The sequence below is a fragment of the Nocardioides eburneiflavus genome (genome assembly GCF_004785795.1).
GTDB lineage: Bacteria > Actinomycetota > Actinomycetes > Propionibacteriales > Nocardioidaceae > Nocardioides > Nocardioides eburneiflavus.
This window is the reverse complement of sequence record NZ_SRRO01000001.1, coordinates 983,567-1,005,457: the sequence shown is the minus strand read 5'-3', so window position 1 is coordinate 1,005,457 and position 21,891 is coordinate 983,567. Positions and strand designations below refer to the sequence as shown.

The following is a 21,891-nucleotide window of genomic DNA, read 5'->3' as shown; positions in this document are numbered from 1 at the left end:
CCGTCAGCGGGCCGACTCGCGCAACGTCGCCCCCCGCGCTCCCCGTACGGTCATCGACGCGCTGAGCAGGGCGACCGCTCCGAAGACGGCCGCCGCGAGCAGCGCCAGCACGACGAGGCGCAGCGGTGAGATGGTCGCCACCAGGGCCGGCGTCGCCAGCCCCTCGGCGTACCCCAGCGTGATCGAGCGCAGCACGACCCACTGCGCCAGCGAGCCGGCCAGGATGCCGGCGATCGCGGCGCCGCCGAGGACCACGGCGAGCTCGCGCACCACTGCCCCCATCACCGACGAGCGCGGCACGCCGACGACGCGCAGCGCCGCGGCGTCGCGACGACGGGCGGGCAGCTGCACGGCGGCGCTGACGAACAGTCCCGCGAGGGCCATCAGGAGCACGAGCGCGGCCACCACGGCGTAGAGCCGCAGCGCCAGGGCGTACGCGCTCTGGTCGAGGACGCGCTGCTCCTGGGCGAGCGTGGTCTCGACGGTGAGCCCGGCCGCGGAGAGGGCGTCGGTGATCTCGGCCGGGGCCCCCTCGCGCTGGAGCACGCGGGTGTCGAGGTTGCTGTTGTAGACGGGCCGGTCGGTGATGAAGGACGAGTAGTCGACCAGCAGGCCGGACGGGCCGGTGAACGGCATGCCCTCCACCGCGCCGATGCCGCCGAGCGGTTCGACCCGGACGAGGCCGAACCCCTCCTCGAGCTTGGCGAGGGCCGTGTCCTGGACCTTGGGACCGGCGAGGGCCGGGCGCTGCGCGACGATGCCGCCGGCGGTCAGGCGCGCCATGCCGACCGAGTCGCCCGTGTCGACCGTCATCTCCAGGGTGCCGTCGACCTCGCGGAGGTCGGTGATCGAGGAGCGTACGGCGGGGTCGGGGGTCGCGACCCAGTCCGCTCCCTCGATGACACCGGGCACGGGCCGGCCGTCGGCCAGGACCGCGGTCACCGCGACCTCGCCGGACATCGCGGTGTTGGTGCCCGCGCCGCCGCCGAGAGTCATCCCCTCGATCGGGCACGGGACGTCCCGGCACCACGGCACCTTGGCCGACCGCGTGGACTCACCCGTGCCGTAGGGGCCGAGGTAGACCTTCAGCGGGATGCCGTCGCGGCGGCCGAACCGGACCTCGAGGGCGAGCGGCTCGTCGCTCTCCACCCGGCTGTCGACGGTGACCGAGATCCGCCTGCCGGAGAACGTGGGCACCGCGCCCGGCGGGGCGATGTCCTCGGCGACCTGCTCGACGTCGCGTCCCGGGCTCCACGTCGGCGGCCACGTCGCGACCCGGGCGAGACGGCTGCTGTCGACCACGGAGAAGTGCGCACCCGGGTTGAGCACGGACCCCGCGGCCATCACCCACTCGCCCTCGGGGTCGACGCGTCGGGTCAGCTCCAGCGTCTCGGCATAGCTCACCGGGGAGTGCCACGTGGTGTGGGCCGGCGAGACCGTCGCCGCGACGCTCGTGCGCCACGCCGCGGCCGAGTCGTAGACGCCGGCGCCGAACACCGAGACCGCGATCGCGGCGGTGATCGGCAGGATGATCAGGGTGCCCTCCTGGCGCCGCGAGATCGCGCGCGAGGAGACGAAGCCGCTGAGCGACCGACCCCGCGAGCGACGGGTCCACCAGGTGGCGAGCGCCGCGGTGGTCCTGGTCGCGGCGAGGCCGGCCACGACCGCCAGCAGCACGGGGAGCAGGAGGTCGGTGGCGTCCGGGTCACCGCCGCCGGTGCCGGACAGCTTGCTGAGCAGCACCGCCGCCGCGAGGGCCACGAGCGTGAGCTGGGCGATGACCGACCAGCGCCGTGCCGCGGCGGGCCGACGTACGCCCGCGAGCTGGGACGCGAGCGACTCGCGGACCACCAGCCCGATGGCCACGCACGCGACGGCGAGGGCGGCCAGCAGCACCAGCGCCGCCGCCACCCAGCTCGTCGCCACGACGGGCAGCGGCAGTCCGGGGACCAGCCAGGAGCGCACCAGCAGCAGGCCGCTGCCGAGCCCGAGGGCGATGCCGAGGGGGGCGGAGATGACGAGGATGGTGAGCGGCTCGGCGAGCCCGAGCCCCCACAGCCGGCGCGAGGTGACCCCGCGCAGGGACGCGAGGGCGAGCTCCGGCACCCGCAGCTCGCTGGCGGCGTTGAGCAGCCGCATGAGCAGCGCCAGCGCGACCAGCACGAGCGACAGGACGGCGGGGGCGATGGAGCTGCGGGCGGTGTCCTGCTGGGTGCGGACCTCGTCGAGGACGGCGGCGAGGTCGTTGGTGCCGTCGTCGACCAGCGTGCCGCCCTCGACCTCGACCGCCTCGTCGTCGGGGATCGTCGCGGCCGAGCGCGCCGCCACGGAGAGCTCGGCGGGCGTGATGTCGGCCGGCACGTCGAGGAAGGTGTCGACGCGGACCGTCCAGTCGCCCATCGCCTCCACGGTGCCGGGGGTCGTGATGACCGGACCCGGGGAGTACGGCGTGTAGCCGCCGCCCGGGTTGTCGCTGACCGCCTCGTTGGTGGACGTCAGCCGCTGCGGGACCAGCCAGTCGGTGGCGTCCGTGGGGGTGGCGTACGTGCCGACCACCGTGACCGTCCGGAGCCCCGGGCGGGGCAGCCCGAGCTGCTGCAACGCCGGCGGCTCGAAGCCGACCAGCTCGAGCTGCTCCCCGACCTCGGCCCCCTGCTGCTCGGCGGCCTTCTCGAGCAGCAGCACCTCTCCGTCGCGCTCGGGGCACCGGCCGGTGACCTCCAGCGCCTCGCAGCCGCCGTCGCGCGCCCAGAACTCCACCGAGCCGCGCAGGGCCATGACCCGCTCGGACTGCACGATCGCTGCCGTCCCGCCCCAAGGCCCCTCGTTGAGCGACTCGGTGCCCGCGACGGCCTGGGCGACCGCGTCGGCGCTGGACGACGGGGAGTCCGGGGCGAAGACCCGGCTGAGCCCGGTCAGCGCGGGCGGCGCCTCCCGCAACCGGGTGACGACGTAGGAGTTGGTGACCGCGGCCGCGAAGATCGGACCGAGCACCGCCGAGGCGACCGCGAGGGCGGTGAGCAGCACCGAGCCCGCACTGAGCAGGGCCCGGGCCCGCAGGCCGCGCAGGATCGCACCGAGCATCGAGGACAGCTGGTTCACGCGCCGTCCTCCTCGCGCAGCAGGCTGGGTCGGGTGGTGGCGGCGCGTACGGCGCGGGCCCGCCCGCCGACGACCACGACGGCGGCGGCCGAGACCAGCGCGGGGATCGCGAGCGGCCAGGCGTGCGGGGCCGTGTCGAGGGCCAGCCCGGCGACGGGGATGGTCAGGAGGGGCAGGCCGTCGAGCAGCAGCGTCACCGCGAGCCATCCTCCGGCGACGACGCCGGCGAGCACGAGGACGGTCAGGCTCACCAGCTCGGCGCGCCCCGCGCGGCGGGCGGTGCCGGTCGAGATGCCGAGCACGCGCAGCGAGGCGACGTCGCGGCGGTAGTCGCGCCGGTGCCGCGCCACGCCGGCGCCCAGGGCGAGGAGCGCGACCAGAGCACACGCGAGGGCGGTCAGGGCGTACGCCACGAACTGGGCGCCGCCGAAGCGCTCGCCGAGCGACTCCCGCACGGCCTGCCTCGTGCGCCACTGCGCGTTGGTGGCCGCAGCGACCTCGTCGAGCACGGACTGCGGGGTGCCGGGCGCGGCGACGATCTGGACCTCGGCTGACGGGACGGTGGGGCCGGAGCCGACCGCGGACGCACGGATGTCGGCGAGGGTCCCGACGGTGCCGACGAGCGGCATCGACCGGGCCACGCCGAGGACCTCGGTGACGCGGTCGTCGCCGCCCAGGTCGAGCGCCTGGGGTGCGGCCTCGTCCGCCACGAGCACGGGCACCTCGGCGGGGCCGAGGTCGAGGTCGAGCGCGAGCGGGACCCCCGGCAGCAGCGCCAGCTGGAGACCGTCGGCCCGGTTGACCGCGATCACGTCGGGCGGCTCGTAGCTGCGGATGAAACGGTTGTTGAGCGCCGACTCGACGGACGACGGGTCGGGCGTCCAGGCCTCGGCGAGCAGGTCGTCGTCGCCGAGGGCGAGCTCCTCGACGAGCACGACGAAGTCGCTGTCGTCGAGGAGCCCGTTGCTGTCGCGGTCGATCGTCAGGCCGGTGACGACACAGCCCTCCGCGCAGGCTCGCACGCGGACCGACCGGCGGACGGGAGTGCCGTCGTCGGGGACGGCGAGGTTCACCGCCACCGCGCCGGAGGTGTTGGCCGCGCTCACGAAGCTGAGCGTCAGCACCAGGCGCCCGCCCCCGACCCGTACGTCCTGGCCATCGGGCCCGCGGAAGGTGCGCACCCCGGGGACCTCGAGGCCGGTCATGGTCACGTCGAGCCGCTCACCGGTGACCTGCACGGGAGCCATCCCCGTGTCGAGGCGGGAGACCGCGTCGGAGGCGGCACGTGCCGGGGTCCCGTCGTAGAAGTCGCCGACGACGGCGTCCCAGCGCGCTGCGTCGACGTACGCCCGGCGCTCGGGCAGCCGGGTCTCGTTGCGGACGATGGCCGTCGCGAGGAGGTGGCGGCCCTCGGGGTCGGCGCGCTCGGTCAGGTCCACGGCTCCCATCGCGCCGAGCTCGCTGGCGTCGATCGTCCAGGCACCCGGCACCTCGACCGCGGCCTGCTCGGCGGTCCACCCGCTGACGGCGACGGCGCCGCTGAGCGCGAGCGAGCCCACGACGGCGGCTGCGACGACGAGGCGGATGGGCGTGACGAGGTCGTCGGCGCGGGCGAGCCGCCGGGCGGCCAGGAAGGCGCCGAGGCCGCGTCGCTCGGTGGCCGGAGTCAGGCCACGCGCGGCGATCCGGACCACCCAGGTCGCGACCTGCCCGAGCGCCAGGCCGACCAGGGCCGGGCCGAGGAGCACGAGGAGGTCTGGCTCGCCGTCGCCCGTGCGGCTGCGGTAGGCCGCGACGCCGGCGCCGACGAGCACGAGGACGCTCAGGAACACGGCGAGGGTCGTCGCCCGGCGCGGGCGGCGACGGGCCGACACCTGGGCCGCCAGCGGCTCGCGCAGCGCGGCCCCTGCCGAGAGCCCGACGATGACGAGACCGGCGCCCGCGATGCCCGCGGCGGCCAGCAGTGCGGGTCGGCCGATCGCGGGCGCCGACCCGTCCAGCCAGGTGGACGTCGCGAGCAGCGTCCCGGCAGCTCCGACCGCCAGTCCGACCAGGGCGCCGAGGGTGATGGCGAGCAGCGGCTCGACCAGCAGGAAGCGCCACAGGCGGAGCCCGTGGATGCCGCGCAGCCGGGCCAGGCCGATCTCCTCGCGACGGGCGACCGCGAGCTCAGCACCGATGCTGGGCACCGCGACGGCACCGAGCAGGAGCAGGGGTGCGGTGAGCCACGGCGACGTGCCGGCGGCCCCGGCGAACTGGAGGACGGTGACGGCGCCGCCGACGACCACCACGGTCATCAGGACCAGGGTCGTCAGCGCGCCTCGGCGGCTCCAGGCGCCCCGGAGGACACGGCTCAACGGACGACCCGCCCCTCGTCGAGCGCGACGTGGAGGTCGCACGCCTCGACGACGGCGGGGTCGTGGGTGGCGACGACGACGACGGCTCCGCGCGCCGCCTCCTCGCGCAGCTCGGCGAGGACGACGCCGCGGTTGCCCTCGTCGAGCTCGGAGGTGGGCTCGTCGGCGAGGAGGACCTCTGCGCCGACGACGAACCCGCGGGCGCAGGCCACGCGCTGCATCTGGCCTCCGGACAGCTCCTCGACCTGGCGCTCGCCGAGGTCGGCGATGCCGAACCGGGCCAGCGCGGCCTCGGCGGCCTCGTCGGCGTCGGCAGGGGCGACCCCTCGGGCGCGCAGCGCGATGGAGACGTTCTCCCGGGCCGAGAGGATGGGGACGAGGCCGTAGACCTGGAGGACGAACGCCACCTCGGGCAGCGGGTCGCCGCTGCCGGTCCACATCTCGCGACCGTCGAGGGCAGCGGTGCCGGACGTGGCCTGGAGCAGGCCGCCGGCGATGGAGAGCAGGGTGGTCTTGCCGGAGCCGCTCGGCCCCGACAGGGCGGTCACCTTGCCGGCCGGGAAGGTGACGCTCACGTCGTCGAGGAGCGTACGGCCGTTGACGTAGGTGATCGCGTCGAGCGTGAGCTCGTTCATGTCGGCGCCCCTTCGCTGCTGGCGCGGGTCACGATGATGCGGCCCTGCTCGTCGTCCTCGAACCGGACGAGCGTGCCGGGCGGCCACTCGGCGGCGATGTGGCCGGGCAGGTGCAGCACGCCGTCCTCGCCGACCACGGCGTACTCGGACCCGCCGTGGCCCTCGGCGCCGACCCGGCCGCCCTTCATGGTGACCGTGCGCGGGAACGTCGCGGCGACCTCGGGCTGGTGGGTGACCACGACGATGGTGGTGCCGAAGTCGTCGCCGAGGGAGTGGATCAGGTGCAGGACGTGGTCGCGGTCGGCGTGGCTCAGCTGGCTGGTCGGCTCGTCGGCGAGCAGCAGGCGCGGGGAGGTCGACACCGCGCAGGCGAGGGCCAGGCGCTGGCGCTGGCCGCCGGACATGGTGGAGACGACCTGGTCGGCCTGGTCGAGCAGCCCGACGCGGTCGAGCAGCTCCACGTCGGGGATCCCCTGCTCGCGAGCACCGCTGGAGAGGGACAGCCGGGCGAAGGCGATGTTCTGGCGGGCCGTGGCATAGGGCAGCAGGTTGCGGGTGGCGCCCTGGAGCATCGTGGAGACCTGGCGGGAGCGGATCCGGGCGAGGTAGCGCTCGCCCATCCGCGAGACCTCCTCGTCGCCGAGGTAGATCCTGCCGGCGCTGGGTTTCTGGATGCCGCCGAGGAGGGCCAGCAGGGTCGACTTGCCGGAGCCGCTGGGGCCGAGGAAGGCGACCCGCTCGCCGGGGCGGATCGTCAGGTCGACGCCGCGCAGCGCGACGACGTCGTGACCGCCGAAGGTCTTGTAGAGGTGGACGACCCCCTCGCAGCGGATGCCGAGTCCCCCGGTGCGGGTCTCCTCCACCGCAGTCGCGCTCTCCCGCACGCGTTGCCCCCCACTCTCTCGAACAAGGGGTTCAACATACATAAACGGCAGTACGTTGGGCGCATGGTGATTCGAGTCGCGCTGGTCAACGACGACGAGGTCGTCGTCCGCGGCCTCGACGCCATGATGCGCAGCTACGGCCACCGGGTCGAGGTCGTCGAGCTGGTGGCCGGCAAACCGGTCGGTCAGCCGGTCGACGTCGCCCTCTACGACACCTTCGGGATGGGCCAGGGCAACGGTCCCGCCGTGCAGCACCTCGTCCAGAACGCCCAGGTGCGCACGGTCGCGGTCTACACCTGGAACTTCCAGCCGTGGCTCACCCGCGAGACCCTCAACCAGGGGGTGCGCGGCTATCTCTCCAAGAGCCTCCCGGCCGCGCGCCTGGTCGACGCGATCTGCGCGATCGCCGCCGGCCAGCTCGTGGTCTCCCCCTCGCGGGGCCGGTCCGCGCTCGTCGGCGGCGACTGGCCCGGGCGCGAGGAGGGCCTGACCGCCCGCGAGGCCGAGGTCCTGTCACTCATCACCATGGGGCTGAGCAACCAGGAGATCGCCGAGCGCACCCTGCTCTCGCTCAACTCCATCAAGTCCTACATCCGCTCGGCCTACCGCAAGATCGAGGTCGACTCGCGCTCCAAGGCGGTGCTGTGGGGCGTCGAGCACGGCATGCGCGCCGACCGGGTCCGGATCAACGGGTCGCCGGCCCGCGAGTGACCGCCCAGTAACCAGCCGCGCACCCGCGTCGTTTGACCTCCTGAACCCCTCAGGAGGTACGCCGTGCCGCACCCGTCCCGCCCCACCGTCCGCGCCTGCGTGGCCGCGCTCGCCCTCGGCCTGGTGGCCGCACTGCTCGTCGCCGGACCCCCTGCGGGCACCGCGGCGCCGCAGGCCGAGCGCGGGAGCGTACGGATCCAGGTCCTCTCCAACCGCGCCGAGCTCGTCTCCGGCGGCGACGTGCTCGTGCGCATCACCGCGCCGCGGAAGGCCGGCCGGCTCCGCGTCACCCTCGACGGCCGCGACGTGTCACGGAGGTTCCGCCACCGCTCGGTGGTCCTGCTGAAGGGGCTCGACAACGGCCGCAACGTGCTGCGGGCCCGGGCCGGCAGCGCGCGGCCCGACCGGGTCGTCATCACGAACCACCGCAACGGCGGCCCCGTCCTCAGCGGCCCCGTCGCCGCGGCGTACGACTGCCAGGACACCGCCCGCGACGCCCTGTGCAACGAGCCGGCGACGTACTCCTTCCTCTACAAGCCGGTCGGGCGCTCGGCGCTCGAGCCGTACGACCCCGCGGCCCCGCCGAGCGACGTCGACACCGCGACCACCGACCAGGGCCGGACGGTGCCGTTCGTGGTGCGGCGCGAGGACGGCTACCAGGACCGCGACCGCTACGCGATCCTCACCCTCTTCACCCCCGGCCGGCGGTGGACGGCGTGGAAGCCGCAGCGGCAGTGGAACCGCAAGGTGCTCATCACCCACGGCGGCGGCTGCGGGGCGAGCTACGCCCCGGCCGAGCCGCCGCTCGACGACGCGTCGGGCACGCTCGACGCGATCCCGGTGCCGCTGCTGGAGAACTCGTACGTCGAGGCGCTGCGGCGCGGCTTCGCGGTGATGTCGACGGCGCTGGCCAACACCGGCCACAACTGCAACGTCGCGCACAACGCCGAGTCGCTGATGATGGCCAAGGAGCGCCTCGTCGAGCAGTACGGCACGATCCGCTACACGATCGGCACCGGCTGCAGCGGCGGGTCGGTGGCGCAGCACACCGTCGCCAACGCGTACCCCGGGATCTACCAGGGGCTGGTGACCACCTGCTCCTACCCCGACGTGATGAGCCCCGGCTCGCAGTTCGCCGACTACCACCTGATGCGGGGCTACTTCGAGGACCCGGCGTCGTGGGGGCCGGGTGTGCTCTGGTCGCCCACGCAGATCGCCGACGTCGAGGGCCACCTCACGCCGGTCAACGCGATCACCGCGGACGAGGGCCTGTTCAAGAGCGCGATCGACCCCGAGCACGCGTGCCCGGGGATCCCCGAGCCGGTCGCCGGCGACCCCCGCACCCGCTTCGACTCCGAGACCAACCCCGGCGGGGTGCGCTGCGACATCCTCACGCTGATGCGCAACCAGCTCGGCCCGCGACCGGAGTCGGTGTGGAGCGTGCAGGAGCAGGCGGCCGGACGCGGGTTCGCCGGGCTGCCGTTCGGCAACAGCGGCGTCCAGTACGGGCTGGAGGCGCTGAAGGGCGGGCGGATCACGCCGGAGCAGTTCGCCGACCTCAACGAGAAGATCGGCGGCCTCGACGTCAACGCCGACCCGATCGCCGCGCGCACCGCCGGCGACCCGGCGTCGATCGCCAACGCCTATCGCACCGGCCTGCTCAACGAGTTCAGCAACACCAGCGGCGTGGCCATGATCAACCACGCCGGGCCCGACCCGGGCATCGCCCACGACTACGCCCACGCCGTCTGGAGCCACCTCCGGCTCCAGCGCTCGCAGGGCCACACCGACAACCGCGTCGAGTGGTTCGGGCCGACCCCGCTGCTCGGCGACGTGCGCTGGCCGACCGAGGCGTTCATCGCGATGGACCGCTGGCTGACCCGGGTCGAGAAGGACCGGCGCGCCGTCCCGCTGGCGCAGAAGGTCGTCGAGGGCCGGCCCGCGTCGCTGCAGGACCGCTGCCTCGCCGACGGCGTCCCCGGCGTGGTGTGCCGCGCGGACCTCGCGACCACCAACCTCTCCACGCCGCGCCAGGAGGCGGGCGGCCCGGCGGCCAACGACGTCCTCGCCTGCCGGCTCCAGCCGCTCGACCGCTCGACCTACCGCCTGCCCGGCGGACTGCCGGTGCCGTTCACCGACGCGCAGTGGGCACGCCTGCAGGCGGTCTTCGCCGGCGGTGTCTGCGACTGGGCGCGGCCCGGGATCGGCCAGCGGCCGGCGCGGACCTGGCTCGAGTACGGCACCGCCCGGCGCGCGACGTACGGCGGGGCGGAGCTGCCGCGCGCGCCGAAGGGCTCGGGCCTCGGGTGGTTCGGCCGCTCGTTCCGTCCTTTGTGGCGGGAGTGAGGTACCGCCGTACCCTGCTCCGGTGAACCAGCAGCACCCCGGTCCTGACTCGCCCCGAATCGACCCTGCCCGGATGGCGATCGCCCTCGAGGTGCTGCGCGAGGTGTCGGCGCTGCACCCCGACCACGACGACGTACGCACGATGAAGCGCGCCGCGTCCTACATGTACAAGCTGATCAAGAAGCAGCGTCGCGCCGAGATCCGCCTGGAGCGCCAGCAGCACGACCTCGACATCATCGCGCGCACGGCCACCGGCTCGCCGATGCGCATCGACGACGAGACCGCCGGCATCCCGCTCGTGTCGAACACCGCCGGCGCCTTCGCCGGTGAGCTGATCACCGCGCGCGGGTGCTACATCTGCAAGCAGGACTTCACGCTCGTCGACGCGTTCTACCACTGGCTCTGCCCGAGCTGCGCGGCGATGAGCCACACCAAGCGCGACCAGCGCACCGACCTCACCGGCAAGCGGGCGCTGCTCACCGGCGGCCGCGCGAAGATCGGGATGTACATCGCGCTGCGGCTGCTGCGCGACGGCGCCCACACGACGATCACCACCCGCTTCCCCAAGGACGCGGTGCGCCGGTTCAGCGCGATGCCCGACAGCGACGACTGGCTGCACCGGCTCAAGGTCGTCGGCATCGACCTGCGCGACCCGACCCAGGTCGTGTCCCTGGCCGACGACGTCGCCGCGGCCGGTCCGCTCGACATCCTCATCAACAACGCCTGCCAGACGGTCCGCCGCACGCCCGGCGCGTACGCCCCCCTCGTCGAGGCCGAGTCGCTGCCGCTGCCCGACGACTCGGTGCCGGAGCTGGTGACCTTCGACCGGATCTCGGAGGCGCACCCCGCGGCCATCGCCGGCGCCCTGCGCGACACCGCCGTGGCCCACCACGAGGGCGAGTCGGCCGAGCACGCGATGGCCGTCCACAACGCCGCGACCCTCACCGCGCTGGCCCTCAAGGCCGGGCACGCCTCGCTCGACGCGCACCTCGCCGGCACCGCCGTCGACGCCGGGGGCCTGCTGCCAGACGTCCAGACGAACAACTCGTGGACCCAGACCGTCGGCGAGGTCGACCCGCTGGAGCTCCTCGAGGTGCAGCTGTGCAACTCGATCGCGCCGTTCCTGCTGGTCTCGCGGCTGCGCCCGGCCCTCGCGGCGGCGGCTGCGGCGGCGACCTCGGGTCGGGCGTACGTCGTCAACGTCTCGGCGATGGAGGGCCAGTTCTCCCGCCGCTACAAGGGCCCCGGGCACCCGCACACCAACATGGCCAAGGCCGCGCTCAACATGATGACCCGCACCTCGTCGGGCGAGATGTTCGAGACCGACAGCATCCTGATGACCGCCGTCGACACCGGCTGGATCACCGACGAGCGGCCGCACCACGAGAAGCTGCGGATCGCCGCCGAGGGCTGGCACGCGCCGCTCGACCTCGTCGACGGGGCCGCGCGCGTCTACGACCCGATCGTGCTCGGCGAGTCCGGGACTGACCTGTTCGGCTGCTTCGTCAAGGACTACCAGCCCTCGCCCTGGTGACCGACGCGTCCGCCACGTAGACCTGATTGACTCGGCGCCATGAGCCAGCTCGAGACCGCCGAGGAGTTCCACGCCCGCGTCGCCGCGGCCACCGACGACGAGGGCCGGCTGCCGGTCGCGATCGAGGCGATGCCCGGGTGGGACATCTTCCCGTTCGAGCTCGACGGGCTGCGGGTCAAGCCGCTGGAGCCGCTCGCCGACGCCGAGCCGCCGCGCGAGGGCGAGGACCCGGCTGACTGCTTCTGCCAGCACCCGATGCCGCCCGAGCGCGCTGCGCGGGTCGCCTGGCGCAACGAGCGGTGGCTGCTGGTCGCGCTCGACATGAAGCTCCCCGTGTCCTTCATCCTCCGGCCCGTCCAGCACTACGACCTCGCGGACCTGCCCGTCGAGATGGCCGCCGAGCTGGGCGTGCTGATGGTCCGCGTCACCGCCGCGATCGAGGAGCTGCCGAGCGTCGGGCGCTGCCACGTCGGACGCTACGGCGACGGCGGCGCGCACGCCCACCCGTTCTTCTTCGGCCGGCCCGCGCGGATGCTGCAGCTGCGCGGCTCGTGCCTGCTCGACTGGGAGGAGAACCTCCCCGCGGTCCCCGAGGACGTACGCCTCGCCAACGCCGGCCACGTCGGGCGTCGGCTGCTGGAACGCGTGGGCGGCGAGGGACCGGCCTGGGAGGCGTGATGCGCGACGAGGTGGGCGGTGCTGACTGGCTCGCACTGCTGCGCACGCACACCGCCAGGTTCGCCGCGGTGGTCGCGTCCGCCGACCCCGACGCCCCGGTGACGCACTGCCCGGGCTGGTCTGTGCGCGACCTGGTGGTGCACCTCGGCGGCGTGCACCAGTGGGCGGCGCACGCCGTGACGGCCGGCACCCCGGACCTGCAGCCGACTCCACCGGCGCCTGACGAGCCCGACCTCGCGGCCTGGTACGCCGCGCAGGCGGCGCACCTCCTCGACGTGCTCGCGTCCACGCCCCCGGACGCGCCCGCGTGGACCCTCGACGCGGCCGACCGCACCGCCGGGTCCTGGCGGCGACGCCAGGTCCACGAGGTCGCCATGCACACGTGGGACGCCGAGGAGGCTGCCGGCGCACCGACGGCGTACGACCCCGCGCTCGCCTGGGACGGCGTGCTCGAGGTGGCCGAGGTGCTCTACCCGCGGCAGGTGCGGCTCGGTCGCGTCGACCCGCTCGCGGCGGCCGTACGACTCGTCGCGACCGACGTCCCGGGTGACGTCACGATCGGGTCGGGCACGGAGGTCGAGGTCCGGGACCGCGCGGAGGTGCTCCTGCGACTGCTCTGGCACCGCGCCGACACCTCGACGCTCGACCCGCAGGCCGCCGAGCTGCTGTCCGGCGCGCTGGCGCCCTGACCGCGCGAGCCCCGGACGCGCCGACGCCCCGGCCGAGCGTGTCGGCCGGGGCGTCGGGGAACGTGTCGTCCCGCTGGGTCAGCGGGACGAGTACGGCGTGTAGTAGTCGGTGTGACGACCCCGGGAGTCGTCGTTCCAGTCGTCCTTGTCGTAGTCCGGCGCGGACTTGATCTCGTCCTTGGTCAGGTTGACGATCACGTTCTTGCCGTCGTGGTCGACGCCCGTGACGGCGCCGGCCGGGATCAGGCGCTTCTTGCCGAAGATCCAGAAGCCGGTGTCGACGACCAGCCACTGGCCGGCCGCGTCGTTGCTCGCCTCGTCGATCTTGCCGATCGACCCGTCGCTGGCCTCGACGTCGTAGCCGATGAGGTCGCTGTCCTGGCTCCACGAGGTGTCGCGGTAGCTCCACACTGTGTCACTCATGATTCCCTCCCAGGGGGTTCGGTTGTGCCGAACCACCGACGCAACCACCGCGGCCGACCGGCGCACACACCCGAGAGGCGGTGTCACGCCGAGTTACCGCCCCAGGGGTACGTCCGGAGGGAGGGGCGGAGGCTCAGGACGGAGCGGCGCTCCCCGCGATGTTGACCATCCAGCAGATCTCGAACCGGTCGACGAACATGCCGAACTCGTCGCCCCACGGGGCGGCCTCGAGCGGCTGGCGCACCTCCCCGCCCTCGGACAGCGCGGCGAACCAGCCGCGGAGCTCGTCGCCGTCCTCGGGCCCGCCGGACAGGCTGATCGACATGTTGTCGCCGAACCGCACCTGCACCATCTCGGGCGGCGCGTCGGCCCCCATCAGCGTGATGCCTCCGGGCGTCGTGAGCTGGCCGTGCATCACCTGCGTCGCCGTCGGGCCCTCGGTGCCCATGTCTCCGAACGTCATGATGCTGAGGTCGCCGCCGAGCACCGACTGGTAGAACTCCATCGCCTCCCTCGCCTGCGCGTCCGGGAAGTTGACGTAGGGGTTGAGCAGGACGGACATGGCGGTCTCCTGTCGTCGGATCGGTGCACCCAATCTAGGAAGCGCCGGCGTCCGCGGGAAGGGGCCGTACGGCTCAGTCGCGGACCGGGCGCTCCCAGTGCCGCAGCGCCGCGCACTGCTCGAGGAAGCCGGCCACCGAGTCCGCCGTCAGCTCCGGGCAGCCGTCGTCCGGGGTCACCCCGGCGGCGTCGAGCAGCGCCTCGGCGTCGGCCGACCAGCCCAGGAACTTCTGGTGTGCGTACGCGTCGTCGACGAAGTCGCAGGCCGTCTTGCGCCCGGCGAGCTGCTCGGCCCCGTCGGCGGACGGCACGACCGCCACCGCGTCGAAGAGCACCGACGGTGCGCCGACGACCGCGTGGTCGGGGGTCAGCTTGCGCCCACCCTTGAGCTTGAGCGGACCGGCGGCGGGGGCGACGTACTCGACGAGCGCGCCCGCGCCGGTGAACGCCTCCTCGAGCGCCTTGACCAGCGCGCCGTCGGATCCTGCCGTCACCAGCACGCCGAGCTTGCGCCCGGCGAAGGAGTCCGGCCCGTTGCGCAGGATGCTCAGCGCAGCCGACTCCGGGAGGTCCGTACGCGGCTCGACGGCGGCGGGGTTGGCCTCGGGCAGCGGCATGCCGAGCTCGTCTGCCACGCCCTGCGCGAGGTCCTCGTGGACGTTGCGGAGGTTGCCGAGCATGCGCGTGCGGATGGCCGGCTCCTCGCACTTGCCGAGCTCGAAGCCGTACGCCGCGACGATGTGCCGCTGCTCGACCTCGGTCTGGCTGATCCAGAACTGGCGGGCCTGGCTGTAGTGGTCGGCGAAGGTCTCCGACCGCACCCGCCGGACCTGGCCGCCCTCCTCGCGCGGCACGCTGGCGTAGCCGTTGTCGACGTCGGCCCGCGGACCGCGCTCGGTGCCGCCGAGGGAGTTGGGCTCGTAGTTGGCGCGCCCCTCCTGCCGCGACATCTGCATGTGGCCGTCGCGTTGGAAGTGCGCGACCGGGCACCGCGGCGCGTTGATCGGGATCTGCGTGAAGTTGGGGCTGCCGAGGCGCTTGAGCTGGGTGTCGAGGTAGGAGAAGTTGCGCCCCTGGAGGAGCGGGTCGTCGCTGAAGTCGACGCCGGGCACGACGTTCTGGGTGCAGAAGGCCACCTGCTCGGTCTCGGCGAAGACGTTGCTGGCGACCCGGTCGAGCGTCAGCCGGGCGATCGTGCGCACCGGCACCTGCTCCTCGGGGATGATCTTGGTGGCGTCGAGGACGTCGAACTCGAACTCCTCGGCGAAGGCCTCGTCGAAGACCTGCACGCCGAGGTCCCACTGCGGGAAGTCGCCGGCCTCGATGGCGGCGTACAGGTCGCGACGGTGGAAGTCGGGGTCGGCGCCGTTGATCTTCACCGCCTCGTTCCACACCACCGACTGCATCCCCTGGCGCGGCTTCCAGTGGAACTTCACGAACGTCGCGTCTCCGTCGGCGTTGACGAACCGGAAGGTGTGGACGCCGAAGCCCTCCATGAAGCGGAACGAGCGCGGGATCGCGCGGCCGACATCTGCCACAGCGTCATGTGGGTCGACTCGGGCATCAGGGAGATGAAGTCCCAGAACGTGTCGTGGGCGCTCTGCGCCTGCGGCCAGCCACGGTCCTGCTCCTCCTTGACCGCGTGCACGAGGTCGGGGAACTTCATCGCGTCCTGGATGAAGAAGACCGGGATGTTGTTGCCGACGATGTCCCAGTTGCCCTCGTCGGTGTAGAGCTTGACGGCGAAGCCGCGTACGTCGCGCGCCAGGTCGAACGACCCGAGGTTGCCGGCGACGGTCGAGAAGCGGACGAACGCCTCGGTGCGCTTGCCCTTGCGCGCGAACGGCGCGGCGCGGGTGAGGTCGGTGACCGGGTCGAGGCACTCGAGGTACCCGTGGGCGCCGTAGCCGCGGGCGTGCACGACGCGCTCGGGGATGCGCTCGTGGTCGAAGTGGAAGATCTTCTCCCGCATCGCGAAGTCCTCGAGCAGGGTCGGGCCCCGCTCGCCGGCGCGCAGCGAGTTCTGGTCGTCGCTCATCGGGACGCCCTGCGCGGTGGTCATCACCTGACCCCTGGCGGGCGCCTGGTGGAGCTCGCCGCCCTCGCCCGTGCGGTCGTTCTGAGCGGTCGTCCTGCGCGCCATGGGTGCGTCCTTCCGAGGGTCCGTACGGGTCCCTCTCGACGCTAGGCGCGACGCGGCGCGGGTCGGCTCACCCTGAGGGACCCCCGGTCCGGGGGCCCCTCAGTCCGAGCCGGCGTGACCGCGCAGCAGGTCGCCGAAGGGAGTCACGTCGGTCTCGACGTGCGTCCCCGACGTACGCCGGGGGCGGGCGGCGAGGTCGGGCGTGAACCCGCCGACCCCGTAGCCGCCCTGGCCGATCACCAGCGCGGCGAGCTCGGCCGCGGCGCGGGTGATGCGGTCGGAGAGCCCGTGGCTGCCGAAGTCCTCGGTGGCGGCGAAGATCCCCGTGGGGACCACGACCGCGCGGAGGTAGGCGAAGAGCGGACGCATCGCGTGGTCGAGCACCAGCGAGTGCCGGGCGCTCCCGGCGGCCGCGGCGATGAGCACCGGCGTACCGGTCAGCGAGTCCTTGTCGAGGGCGTCGAAGAACATCTTGAACAGTCCGCTGTAGCTGCCGTTGAACACGGGCGTGACCGCGATCAGGCCGTCGGCCCCGGCGACCTGCTCGCGCAGCTCGGTGAGCCGCGGCGTCGGGATGCCGCCGGTGACCATGAAGGTCGCCAGCTCGCCGGCGACCTCCCGCAGCTCGACGAACTCGATCTCGACGGCCTCGCCCCGGGCGGTGACCTGGGCCGAGGTGGCCTCGGCGACCTGGTCGGCCAGCAGCCGCGTGGACGAGGGGACGGTCAGTCCCGCCGTCACCACGACAACACGACGGCTCATGCGGTGGCCCCAGCGGCCTGCTCGGCCTGCTCGGCCTGCTCGGCCTGCAGCTTCTCGACGTGCTCGCGAGCGGGCTCGACGAGGTGGTGCGGGGCGTCCGAGCCGGCGGCCACGAGCGAGGCGTGGGTCGGCGGGTCGCTCGGCACGTGGGCCGGGCGGCGGCGCTCGAACTCCTTGCGGAGCACGGGCACGACCTCGGTGCCGAGCATCTCCACCTGCTCGAGGACCAGCGACTCCGGCAGGCCGGCGTGGTCGGCGAGGAACAGCTGGCGCTGGTAGTCACCGACGTAGTCGGCGAAGCCGAGGGTGCGCTCGATGACCTGCTCGGGGGTGCCGACGGTCAGGGGCGTCATCTTGGTGTAGTCCTCCAGCGACGGGCCGTGGCCGTAGACCGGGGCGTTGTCGAAGTAGGGCCGGTAGACGCGCTTGGCCTCCGCCTCGGTCGACGCCATGAACACCTGTCCGCCCAGCCCGACGTACGCCTGGTCGGCCGCGCCGTGGCCGTAGAACTCGAAGCGGCGGCGGTAGAGGCCCACCATCTGCTCGGTGTGCTCCTTGTTCCAGAAGATGTGGTTGTGGAAGAAGCCGTCGCCGTAGTAGGCCGCCTGCTCGGCGATCTCCGTGCTGCGGATCGAGCCGTGCCACACGAAGGGCGGCGTGCCGTCGAGCGGAGCCGGAGTGGAGGTGTAGCCCTGCAGCGGCGTACGGAACTGGCCCTGCCAGTTGACGACCGGCTCGCGCCACAGCTTGCGCAGCAGGTGGTAGTTCTCGACCGCGAGCTTGATGCCGTCGCGGATGTCCTTGCCGAACCAGGGGTAGACCGGCCCGGTGTTGCCGCGGCCCATCATCAGGTCGACGCGGCCGCCGGAGAGGTGCTGGAGGAACGCGTAGTCCTCCGCGATCTTCACCGGGTCGTTGGTGGTGATGAGGGTCGTGCTCGTGGAGAGCAGGAGCTTCTCGGTCTTCGCCGCGATGTAGCCGAGGTGCGTCGTCGGGGACGACACCACGAACGGCGGGTTGTGGTGCTCGCCGGTGGCGAAGACGTCGAGGCCGACCTCCTCGGCCTTGAGCGCGACCTTCGTCATCAGGTCGATGCGCTCGGCCTCGGACGCGGTGCGCCCGGTGGTCGGGTCCGTCGTGACGTCACCGACGCTGAAGATGCCGAACTGCATGGTTCCCTCCGATGTTGGTTGAAGTTTGTACCACTCTCAACCTGCCTTCCGGCCCCAGTATTCCGTGGAATCGCCGGGCGACGTACGGCGTTGGACCGTCGTCCGGGCGCACGCTCGGACCAGGAGATTGTCCGAGAGGAGCGATCGATGACCGACTTCACCCCCTTCGAGGACCTGCTGCGCGGACACGCGGGCCTGCTCGAGGACACCACCCACGACCGCTGGCTGCGCGCCCAGGTGCTGTTCGAGGAGCGCGCCTACCGCGAGGCCGCCGTCCTGCTCGCCGAGCTGCTCGACGACCCGGGCGACGTCGGCCACGAGCTCACCGACGTACGCCTCCTGCTGGCGCGCGCGCTGTTCCACTCCGCCCAGCTCGACGGCACCATCAAGGTCGCGACCGAGCTCCTCGAGCACGACCCCAACGAGCCGTACGCCCACCTGCTGCTCGGCCGCTCCCTGCAGCGCAAGGGGCGCACGGACGAGGCGCAGCCGCACCTGCGCCTGGCCGAGCTGTTGGGCGGCTACCGGAGCTGAGCGGCCCGGGTGGCGGCCGCCGGGGTCCCGGCGGGGTCGAGCGGACCATCGTCCGCTCGACGCCCGCCATGCCGGCCCCCCAGCGTCCATCCGGGTGTCATAGTCCGAAGCCTGGGTGAACACTCGCCACCCCCGGCCCTCCCGGCGCGACAGGGCGCACGCGCGGCCCCATCCTGAGGGCGTGACCAGCTACGGCGACCACACCGGACCACTCGCGATCGCCCACCGCGGGGGCATGGGGCTCGCCCCGGAGAACACCCTCGCGGCCTTCGACCGGGCCACGGCCCTGGGCCTCACCCACCTCGAGACCGACGTGCGCACCACCCGCGACGGGCACCTGGTCTGCTTCCACGACGCGACGCTCGGGCGGGTGACCGGGCAGCCGGGCCGGGTCGCCGACCACGACCTCGCCGACGTGCGCCGGCTCCGCGTCGACGGCACCGACCAGGTGCCCACGCTCAGCGAGGCGATGGCGAGCTTCCCGAGCGCGCGGTTCGCGATCGACCTCAAGGACGAGGCGGCGATCGGCGCCATGGCGCGGCTGATGCGGGCCAACCCCGGCTGGGCCGAGCGGACGCTCGTCGCGGGCGCGTGGAGCGGCTGGCTGCGGCGGCTCCGCGACGAGGCGCCCGGCGTCACGACGGCGCTCGGCTGGCGGTCGCTGACCACCCTGGTCGCGTGCTCGCGCGGCGGCGTACGCCCTCCCGGCCTGCGCCGCGGCGAGGGGGCGGCGGGCACCTTCGCGCACGTGCCGATCCGCCTGGGCCGCCTGCCCGTGCACTCCGAGCGGGTGATCGCGCGGGCGCACGAGCTCGGCATCCGGGTGGTCGTGTGGACGGTCGACGACCCGGTCACGATGCGCTCCCTGCTCGACATGGGCGTCGACGGCATCATCACCGACCGGCCCGACGTGCTGCGCGAGGTGCTGATCGGTCGCGGGCAGTGGCCGACCCGTCAGACGCCCTCGAGCACCTCCGCGCCGAGCCCGTGCGAGACGGCCCAGAGGACCGCCTGGCTGCGGCTGCGTACGCCGGTCTTGCGGTAGGCGCTGCGGATGTAGGACTTCACGGAGTTGAGGGAGATCTGCATCTGCTGGGCGATCTCGTCGTTGCTCTTGCCGGTGGCGATGTGGGCGAGGGTCTCGCGCTCGCGCACGGTGAGCAGGTCGGCCTGGTCGGTGGACCGGAGGTCCTTGGTCGGCAGGACCGGCAGGAGGGGCGCCACGACCGTCTCGCCGAGGTGGATGGCGCGGAGGGCGCGCCCGAGCTGCTGGGCGCTGAGGCTCTTGGCGAGGTAGCCGGTGACGCCGTGCTCGAGAGGCTCGTGGACCAGCCCGGGCTGGTGGTTCCACGTGTAGATCGCGACGTGCCGGATGAACGGGTCGGCCGCCGCGCGCTCGAGGGTCGTGTCGCCCCGCGGTGCCCCGAAGGTCTCGACGAGCGCGATGTCGATCGGCCGGCGGGCGCGGTCCTTGACGCTGCCGAGCTCGAAGCCACCGAGCGTGCGGAGCATGCCGTCGAGGCCGCGCCTCACGAGCTCGTCGCCGCCGAGCAGCGCGACGCGGATGTCCATGCTGGTCAACTGGTGGTCCTCAGGTCGTCCTCGGAGGAGCGGACATCGCCCCTCGACGACCCCCCGACCGTCAGTTCCGACAGTAGACGGACTCCTGCGTGAAGACGCTCCTTGGTGGTGCCAGCACCACCGATTCCACCCTCAGGGGTGAACCTCGAGCTCGATCTGCCCACCTCGACGGGGCCACCCGGCCGCACGACACCCGTGAACACAAGGTGCACAACGGTGACCAGGCCCACGTCGCCGGGCGAGTGTGACGGGCGACACACACCCCGATGAAGGAGCTGCCATGCACCGGCGCACCCCCCTGGCGACCCTCGCCTGCCTCTCGATGCTCGGCCTCGCCGCGTGCGGCGGCGGCGACGCCGACCCCGCGGCCTATCCCGAGGACGACATCACCCTGGTCGTCCCGTTCGCGGCGGGCGGCCCCACCGACACCGTGACCCGCCTGATCGCCGAGCCGATGGCTGAGGAGCTCGGGGCCGAGATCATCGTCCAGAACGTGGAGGGTGCCGGCGGCACCGTGGCGGCCGGGCAGGTCGCCGACGCGGACGGCGACGGCTACGAGGTGCTCATCCACCACATCGGCATGTCGACCGCACCGGGCCTCTACCCCGACCTGGCCTACGACCCGCTCGAGGACTTCAAGACCGTCGGCCTCGTCACCGACGTACCGATGACCATCGTGGCGCGCAAGGACTTCGAGCCCGAGACGCTCGAGGAGCTCGCCACCTACGTCGAGGAGAACGCCGACACGGTCACCCTCGCCAACGCCGGCGTCGGCGCCGCGTCGCAGCTCTGCGGCCTGCTCATCGAGCAGCAGCTCGGCGTCGACCTCACGGAGGTCCCGTACGACGGCACCGGCCCGGCGCTCACCGACCTGGTCGGCGGCCAGGTCGACTTCATGTGCGACCAGACCACCAACACCGCGGCGCAGATCCAGTCCGGCGACATCAAGGCGTACGCCGTCACCACGCCCGAGCCGATCGAGGCGCTCCCCGAGTTGCCGACGACCGCCGACGCCGGTTGGTCCGACGTCGAGGTCGGCGTCTGGCACGGCCTGTACGTCCCCTCCGATACCCCGGACGAGATCGTCGAGAAGCTGACGGCGGCGCTCGAGGTGGCGCTCCAGGACCAGAACGTCATCGACTCGATGGCCGACCTGGGCACCACGCCCGTGCCCGCGGACCAGGTCACCCCGGAGGCCCACACGTCCAAGCTGCAGGAGCAGATCGACCTGTGGACCCCGATCATCGAAGAGTCCGGGGTCACCGGCGGATGAGCACCGACACGGGTGTCGAGAACGGCGCCGGGCACCGCCCGGCTCCGTTCCGGCCGGACCTCCTGGCGGGGGGCGCGTTCATCGTCCTCGGCCTCGCGTTCGCCATCGGCGGCTCGCGGTACGACGTGGGCTCCGCGCTGCGGATGGGCTCGGGCTACGTGCCCCTGGCGCTCGGCAGCATCCTCGTGCTGCTCGGGCTGATCGTGGTCGCCATCGCCTTCCGCGGCGGCGACCCGGCGATCCGCGACGTCGAGCGCGCGCCGATCCCGTGGCGGCGCGGGGGCCTGCTGGTGGCGGCGATCCTGTTCTTCGGGTTCTTCGTCTCCGGTCTCGGCCTCGGCCCGACGCTGTTCGTGACGACGTTCGTCGCGGCCCTCGCCGGGCACGGCACCAGCGTCCTCAAGGCGGCGCTGACCGCCGCCGGGATCACCGCGCTGTGCCTCGTCGTCTTCGTGGTGCTGCTCCAGCTGCGGCTATCGATCCTCGGCGAATGGCTGGGGGGCTGA

General features: G+C 73.2%; 19 protein-coding genes and 1 pseudogene. 9 read left to right on the top strand and 11 right to left on the bottom strand.

Annotated elements, in window-relative coordinates:
* Positions 1 to 3 precede the first annotated feature (3 nt).
* The 4 genes from EXE59_RS04780 to EXE59_RS04765 are packed head-to-tail and all read right to left on the bottom strand — an operon-like array spanning position 4 to position 6,978.
* Positions 4 to 3,102: an FtsX-like permease family protein gene (locus EXE59_RS04780; RefSeq protein ID WP_135837874.1), complete on the bottom strand. Its 3,099-nt coding sequence runs from the start codon at positions 3,100 to 3,102 to the stop codon at positions 4 to 6.
* Positions 3,099 to 5,459, bottom strand: coding sequence for a hypothetical protein (locus EXE59_RS04775; RefSeq protein ID WP_135837873.1), 2,361 nt, complete (start codon positions 5,457 to 5,459; stop codon positions 3,099 to 3,101). The genes EXE59_RS04780 and EXE59_RS04775 overlap by 4 nt, the downstream gene beginning before the upstream one ends.
* Positions 5,456 to 6,094 (bottom strand): ATP-binding cassette domain-containing protein, encoded by a 639-nt coding sequence (locus EXE59_RS04770; protein ID WP_135837872.1) that lies wholly within the window; start codon positions 6,092 to 6,094, stop codon positions 5,456 to 5,458. Before EXE59_RS04770 ends, EXE59_RS04775 begins: the two co-directional genes overlap by 4 nt.
* Entirely contained in the window at positions 6,091 to 6,978 is an 888-nt protein-coding gene (locus EXE59_RS04765) for an ABC transporter ATP-binding protein (RefSeq protein WP_246056505.1), read from the bottom strand. Before EXE59_RS04765 ends, EXE59_RS04770 begins: the two co-directional genes overlap by 4 nt.
* A gap of 63 nt (positions 6,979 to 7,041) precedes the next feature.
* Here EXE59_RS04765 and EXE59_RS04760 point away from each other — a divergent pair, with 63 nt between their 5' ends.
* From EXE59_RS04760 to EXE59_RS04740, 5 genes are all read left to right on the top strand, one after another.
* A complete protein-coding gene (locus EXE59_RS04760) occupies positions 7,042 to 7,689 on the top strand; it encodes a response regulator transcription factor (protein ID WP_135837870.1) in 648 nt (215 codons plus the stop codon).
* A gap of 63 nt (positions 7,690 to 7,752) precedes the next feature.
* Positions 7,753 to 10,035 carry a DUF6351 family protein gene (locus tag EXE59_RS04755; RefSeq protein ID WP_135837869.1) on the top strand — a complete coding sequence of 761 codons (2,283 nt, stop codon included), beginning with the start codon at positions 7,753 to 7,755 and terminating at the stop codon, positions 10,033 to 10,035.
* Between the two features lie 22 nt (positions 10,036 to 10,057).
* Entirely contained in the window at positions 10,058 to 11,569 is a 1,512-nt protein-coding gene (locus tag EXE59_RS04750; RefSeq protein WP_246056503.1) for an SDR family NAD(P)-dependent oxidoreductase, read from the top strand.
* A gap of 39 nt (positions 11,570 to 11,608) precedes the next feature.
* On the top strand, positions 11,609 to 12,247 hold the full coding sequence (locus tag EXE59_RS04745; protein ID WP_135837868.1) for a hypothetical protein: 639 nt from the start codon (positions 11,609 to 11,611) through the stop codon (positions 12,245 to 12,247).
* On the top strand, positions 12,247 to 12,936 hold the full coding sequence (locus EXE59_RS04740; RefSeq protein WP_135837867.1) for a maleylpyruvate isomerase family mycothiol-dependent enzyme: 690 nt from the start codon (positions 12,247 to 12,249) through the stop codon (positions 12,934 to 12,936). Before EXE59_RS04745 ends, EXE59_RS04740 begins: the two co-directional genes overlap by 1 nt.
* 78 nt (positions 12,937 to 13,014) lie before the next feature.
* On the opposite strand, the gene EXE59_RS04735 is transcribed toward EXE59_RS04740, so the two are convergent.
* The 6 genes and pseudogenes from EXE59_RS04735 to EXE59_RS04715 form a co-directional block, all read right to left on the bottom strand.
* Positions 13,015 to 13,359: a PRC-barrel domain-containing protein gene (locus tag EXE59_RS04735; RefSeq protein WP_135837866.1), complete on the bottom strand. Its 345-nt coding sequence runs from the start codon at positions 13,357 to 13,359 to the stop codon at positions 13,015 to 13,017.
* 133 nt (positions 13,360 to 13,492) lie between these two features.
* The gene (locus EXE59_RS04730) at positions 13,493 to 13,921 is read right to left on the bottom strand and encodes a VOC family protein (protein ID WP_135837865.1); all 429 of its coding nucleotides are present in this window, start codon (positions 13,919 to 13,921) and stop codon (positions 13,493 to 13,495) included.
* A gap of 73 nt (positions 13,922 to 13,994) precedes the next feature.
* Positions 13,995 to 14,537: a type 1 glutamine amidotransferase family protein gene (locus tag EXE59_RS25070; protein ID WP_425464531.1), complete on the bottom strand. Its 543-nt coding sequence runs from the start codon at positions 14,535 to 14,537 to the stop codon at positions 13,995 to 13,997.
* Positions 14,538 to 14,552: 15 nt separating this feature from the next.
* Positions 14,553 to 15,958 (bottom strand): annotated as a pseudogene (locus EXE59_RS25065) (catalase); the annotation flags it as partial.
* 204 nt (positions 15,959 to 16,162) lie between these two features.
* On the bottom strand, positions 16,163 to 16,825 hold the full coding sequence (locus EXE59_RS04720; RefSeq protein ID WP_135837864.1) for an FMN reductase: 663 nt from the start codon (positions 16,823 to 16,825) through the stop codon (positions 16,163 to 16,165).
* A complete protein-coding gene (locus EXE59_RS04715; RefSeq protein ID WP_135837863.1) occupies positions 16,822 to 17,997 on the bottom strand; it encodes an LLM class flavin-dependent oxidoreductase in 1,176 nt (391 codons plus the stop codon). Before EXE59_RS04715 ends, EXE59_RS04720 begins: the two co-directional genes overlap by 4 nt.
* Positions 17,998 to 18,144: 147 nt before the next feature.
* On the opposite strand from EXE59_RS04715, the gene EXE59_RS04710 reads away from it, so the two are divergent.
* A complete protein-coding gene (locus tag EXE59_RS04710; RefSeq protein ID WP_135837862.1) occupies positions 18,145 to 18,531 on the top strand; it encodes a tetratricopeptide repeat protein in 387 nt (128 codons plus the stop codon).
* Positions 18,532 to 18,712: 181 nt separating this feature from the next.
* Complete coding sequence (locus tag EXE59_RS04705) at positions 18,713 to 19,576, top strand: glycerophosphodiester phosphodiesterase family protein (protein ID WP_210428887.1); 864 nt, start codon at positions 18,713 to 18,715, stop codon at positions 19,574 to 19,576.
* On the opposite strand, the gene EXE59_RS04700 is transcribed toward EXE59_RS04705, so the two are convergent.
* Positions 19,486 to 20,103 carry a response regulator transcription factor gene (locus tag EXE59_RS04700; protein WP_246057042.1) on the bottom strand — a complete coding sequence of 206 codons (618 nt, stop codon included), beginning with the start codon at positions 20,101 to 20,103 and terminating at the stop codon, positions 19,486 to 19,488. The genes EXE59_RS04705 and EXE59_RS04700 overlap by 91 nt on opposite strands.
* 289 nt (positions 20,104 to 20,392) lie before the next feature.
* Here EXE59_RS04700 and EXE59_RS04695 point away from each other — a divergent pair, with 289 nt between their 5' ends.
* Both EXE59_RS04695 and EXE59_RS04690 read left to right on the top strand, forming a co-directional pair.
* The gene (locus EXE59_RS04695; protein WP_135837860.1) at positions 20,393 to 21,385 is read left to right on the top strand and encodes a tripartite tricarboxylate transporter substrate-binding protein; all 993 of its coding nucleotides are present in this window, start codon (positions 20,393 to 20,395) and stop codon (positions 21,383 to 21,385) included.
* A complete protein-coding gene (locus EXE59_RS04690; RefSeq protein WP_135837859.1) occupies positions 21,382 to 21,891 on the top strand; it encodes a tripartite tricarboxylate transporter TctB family protein in 510 nt (169 codons plus the stop codon). The genes EXE59_RS04695 and EXE59_RS04690 overlap by 4 nt, the downstream gene beginning before the upstream one ends.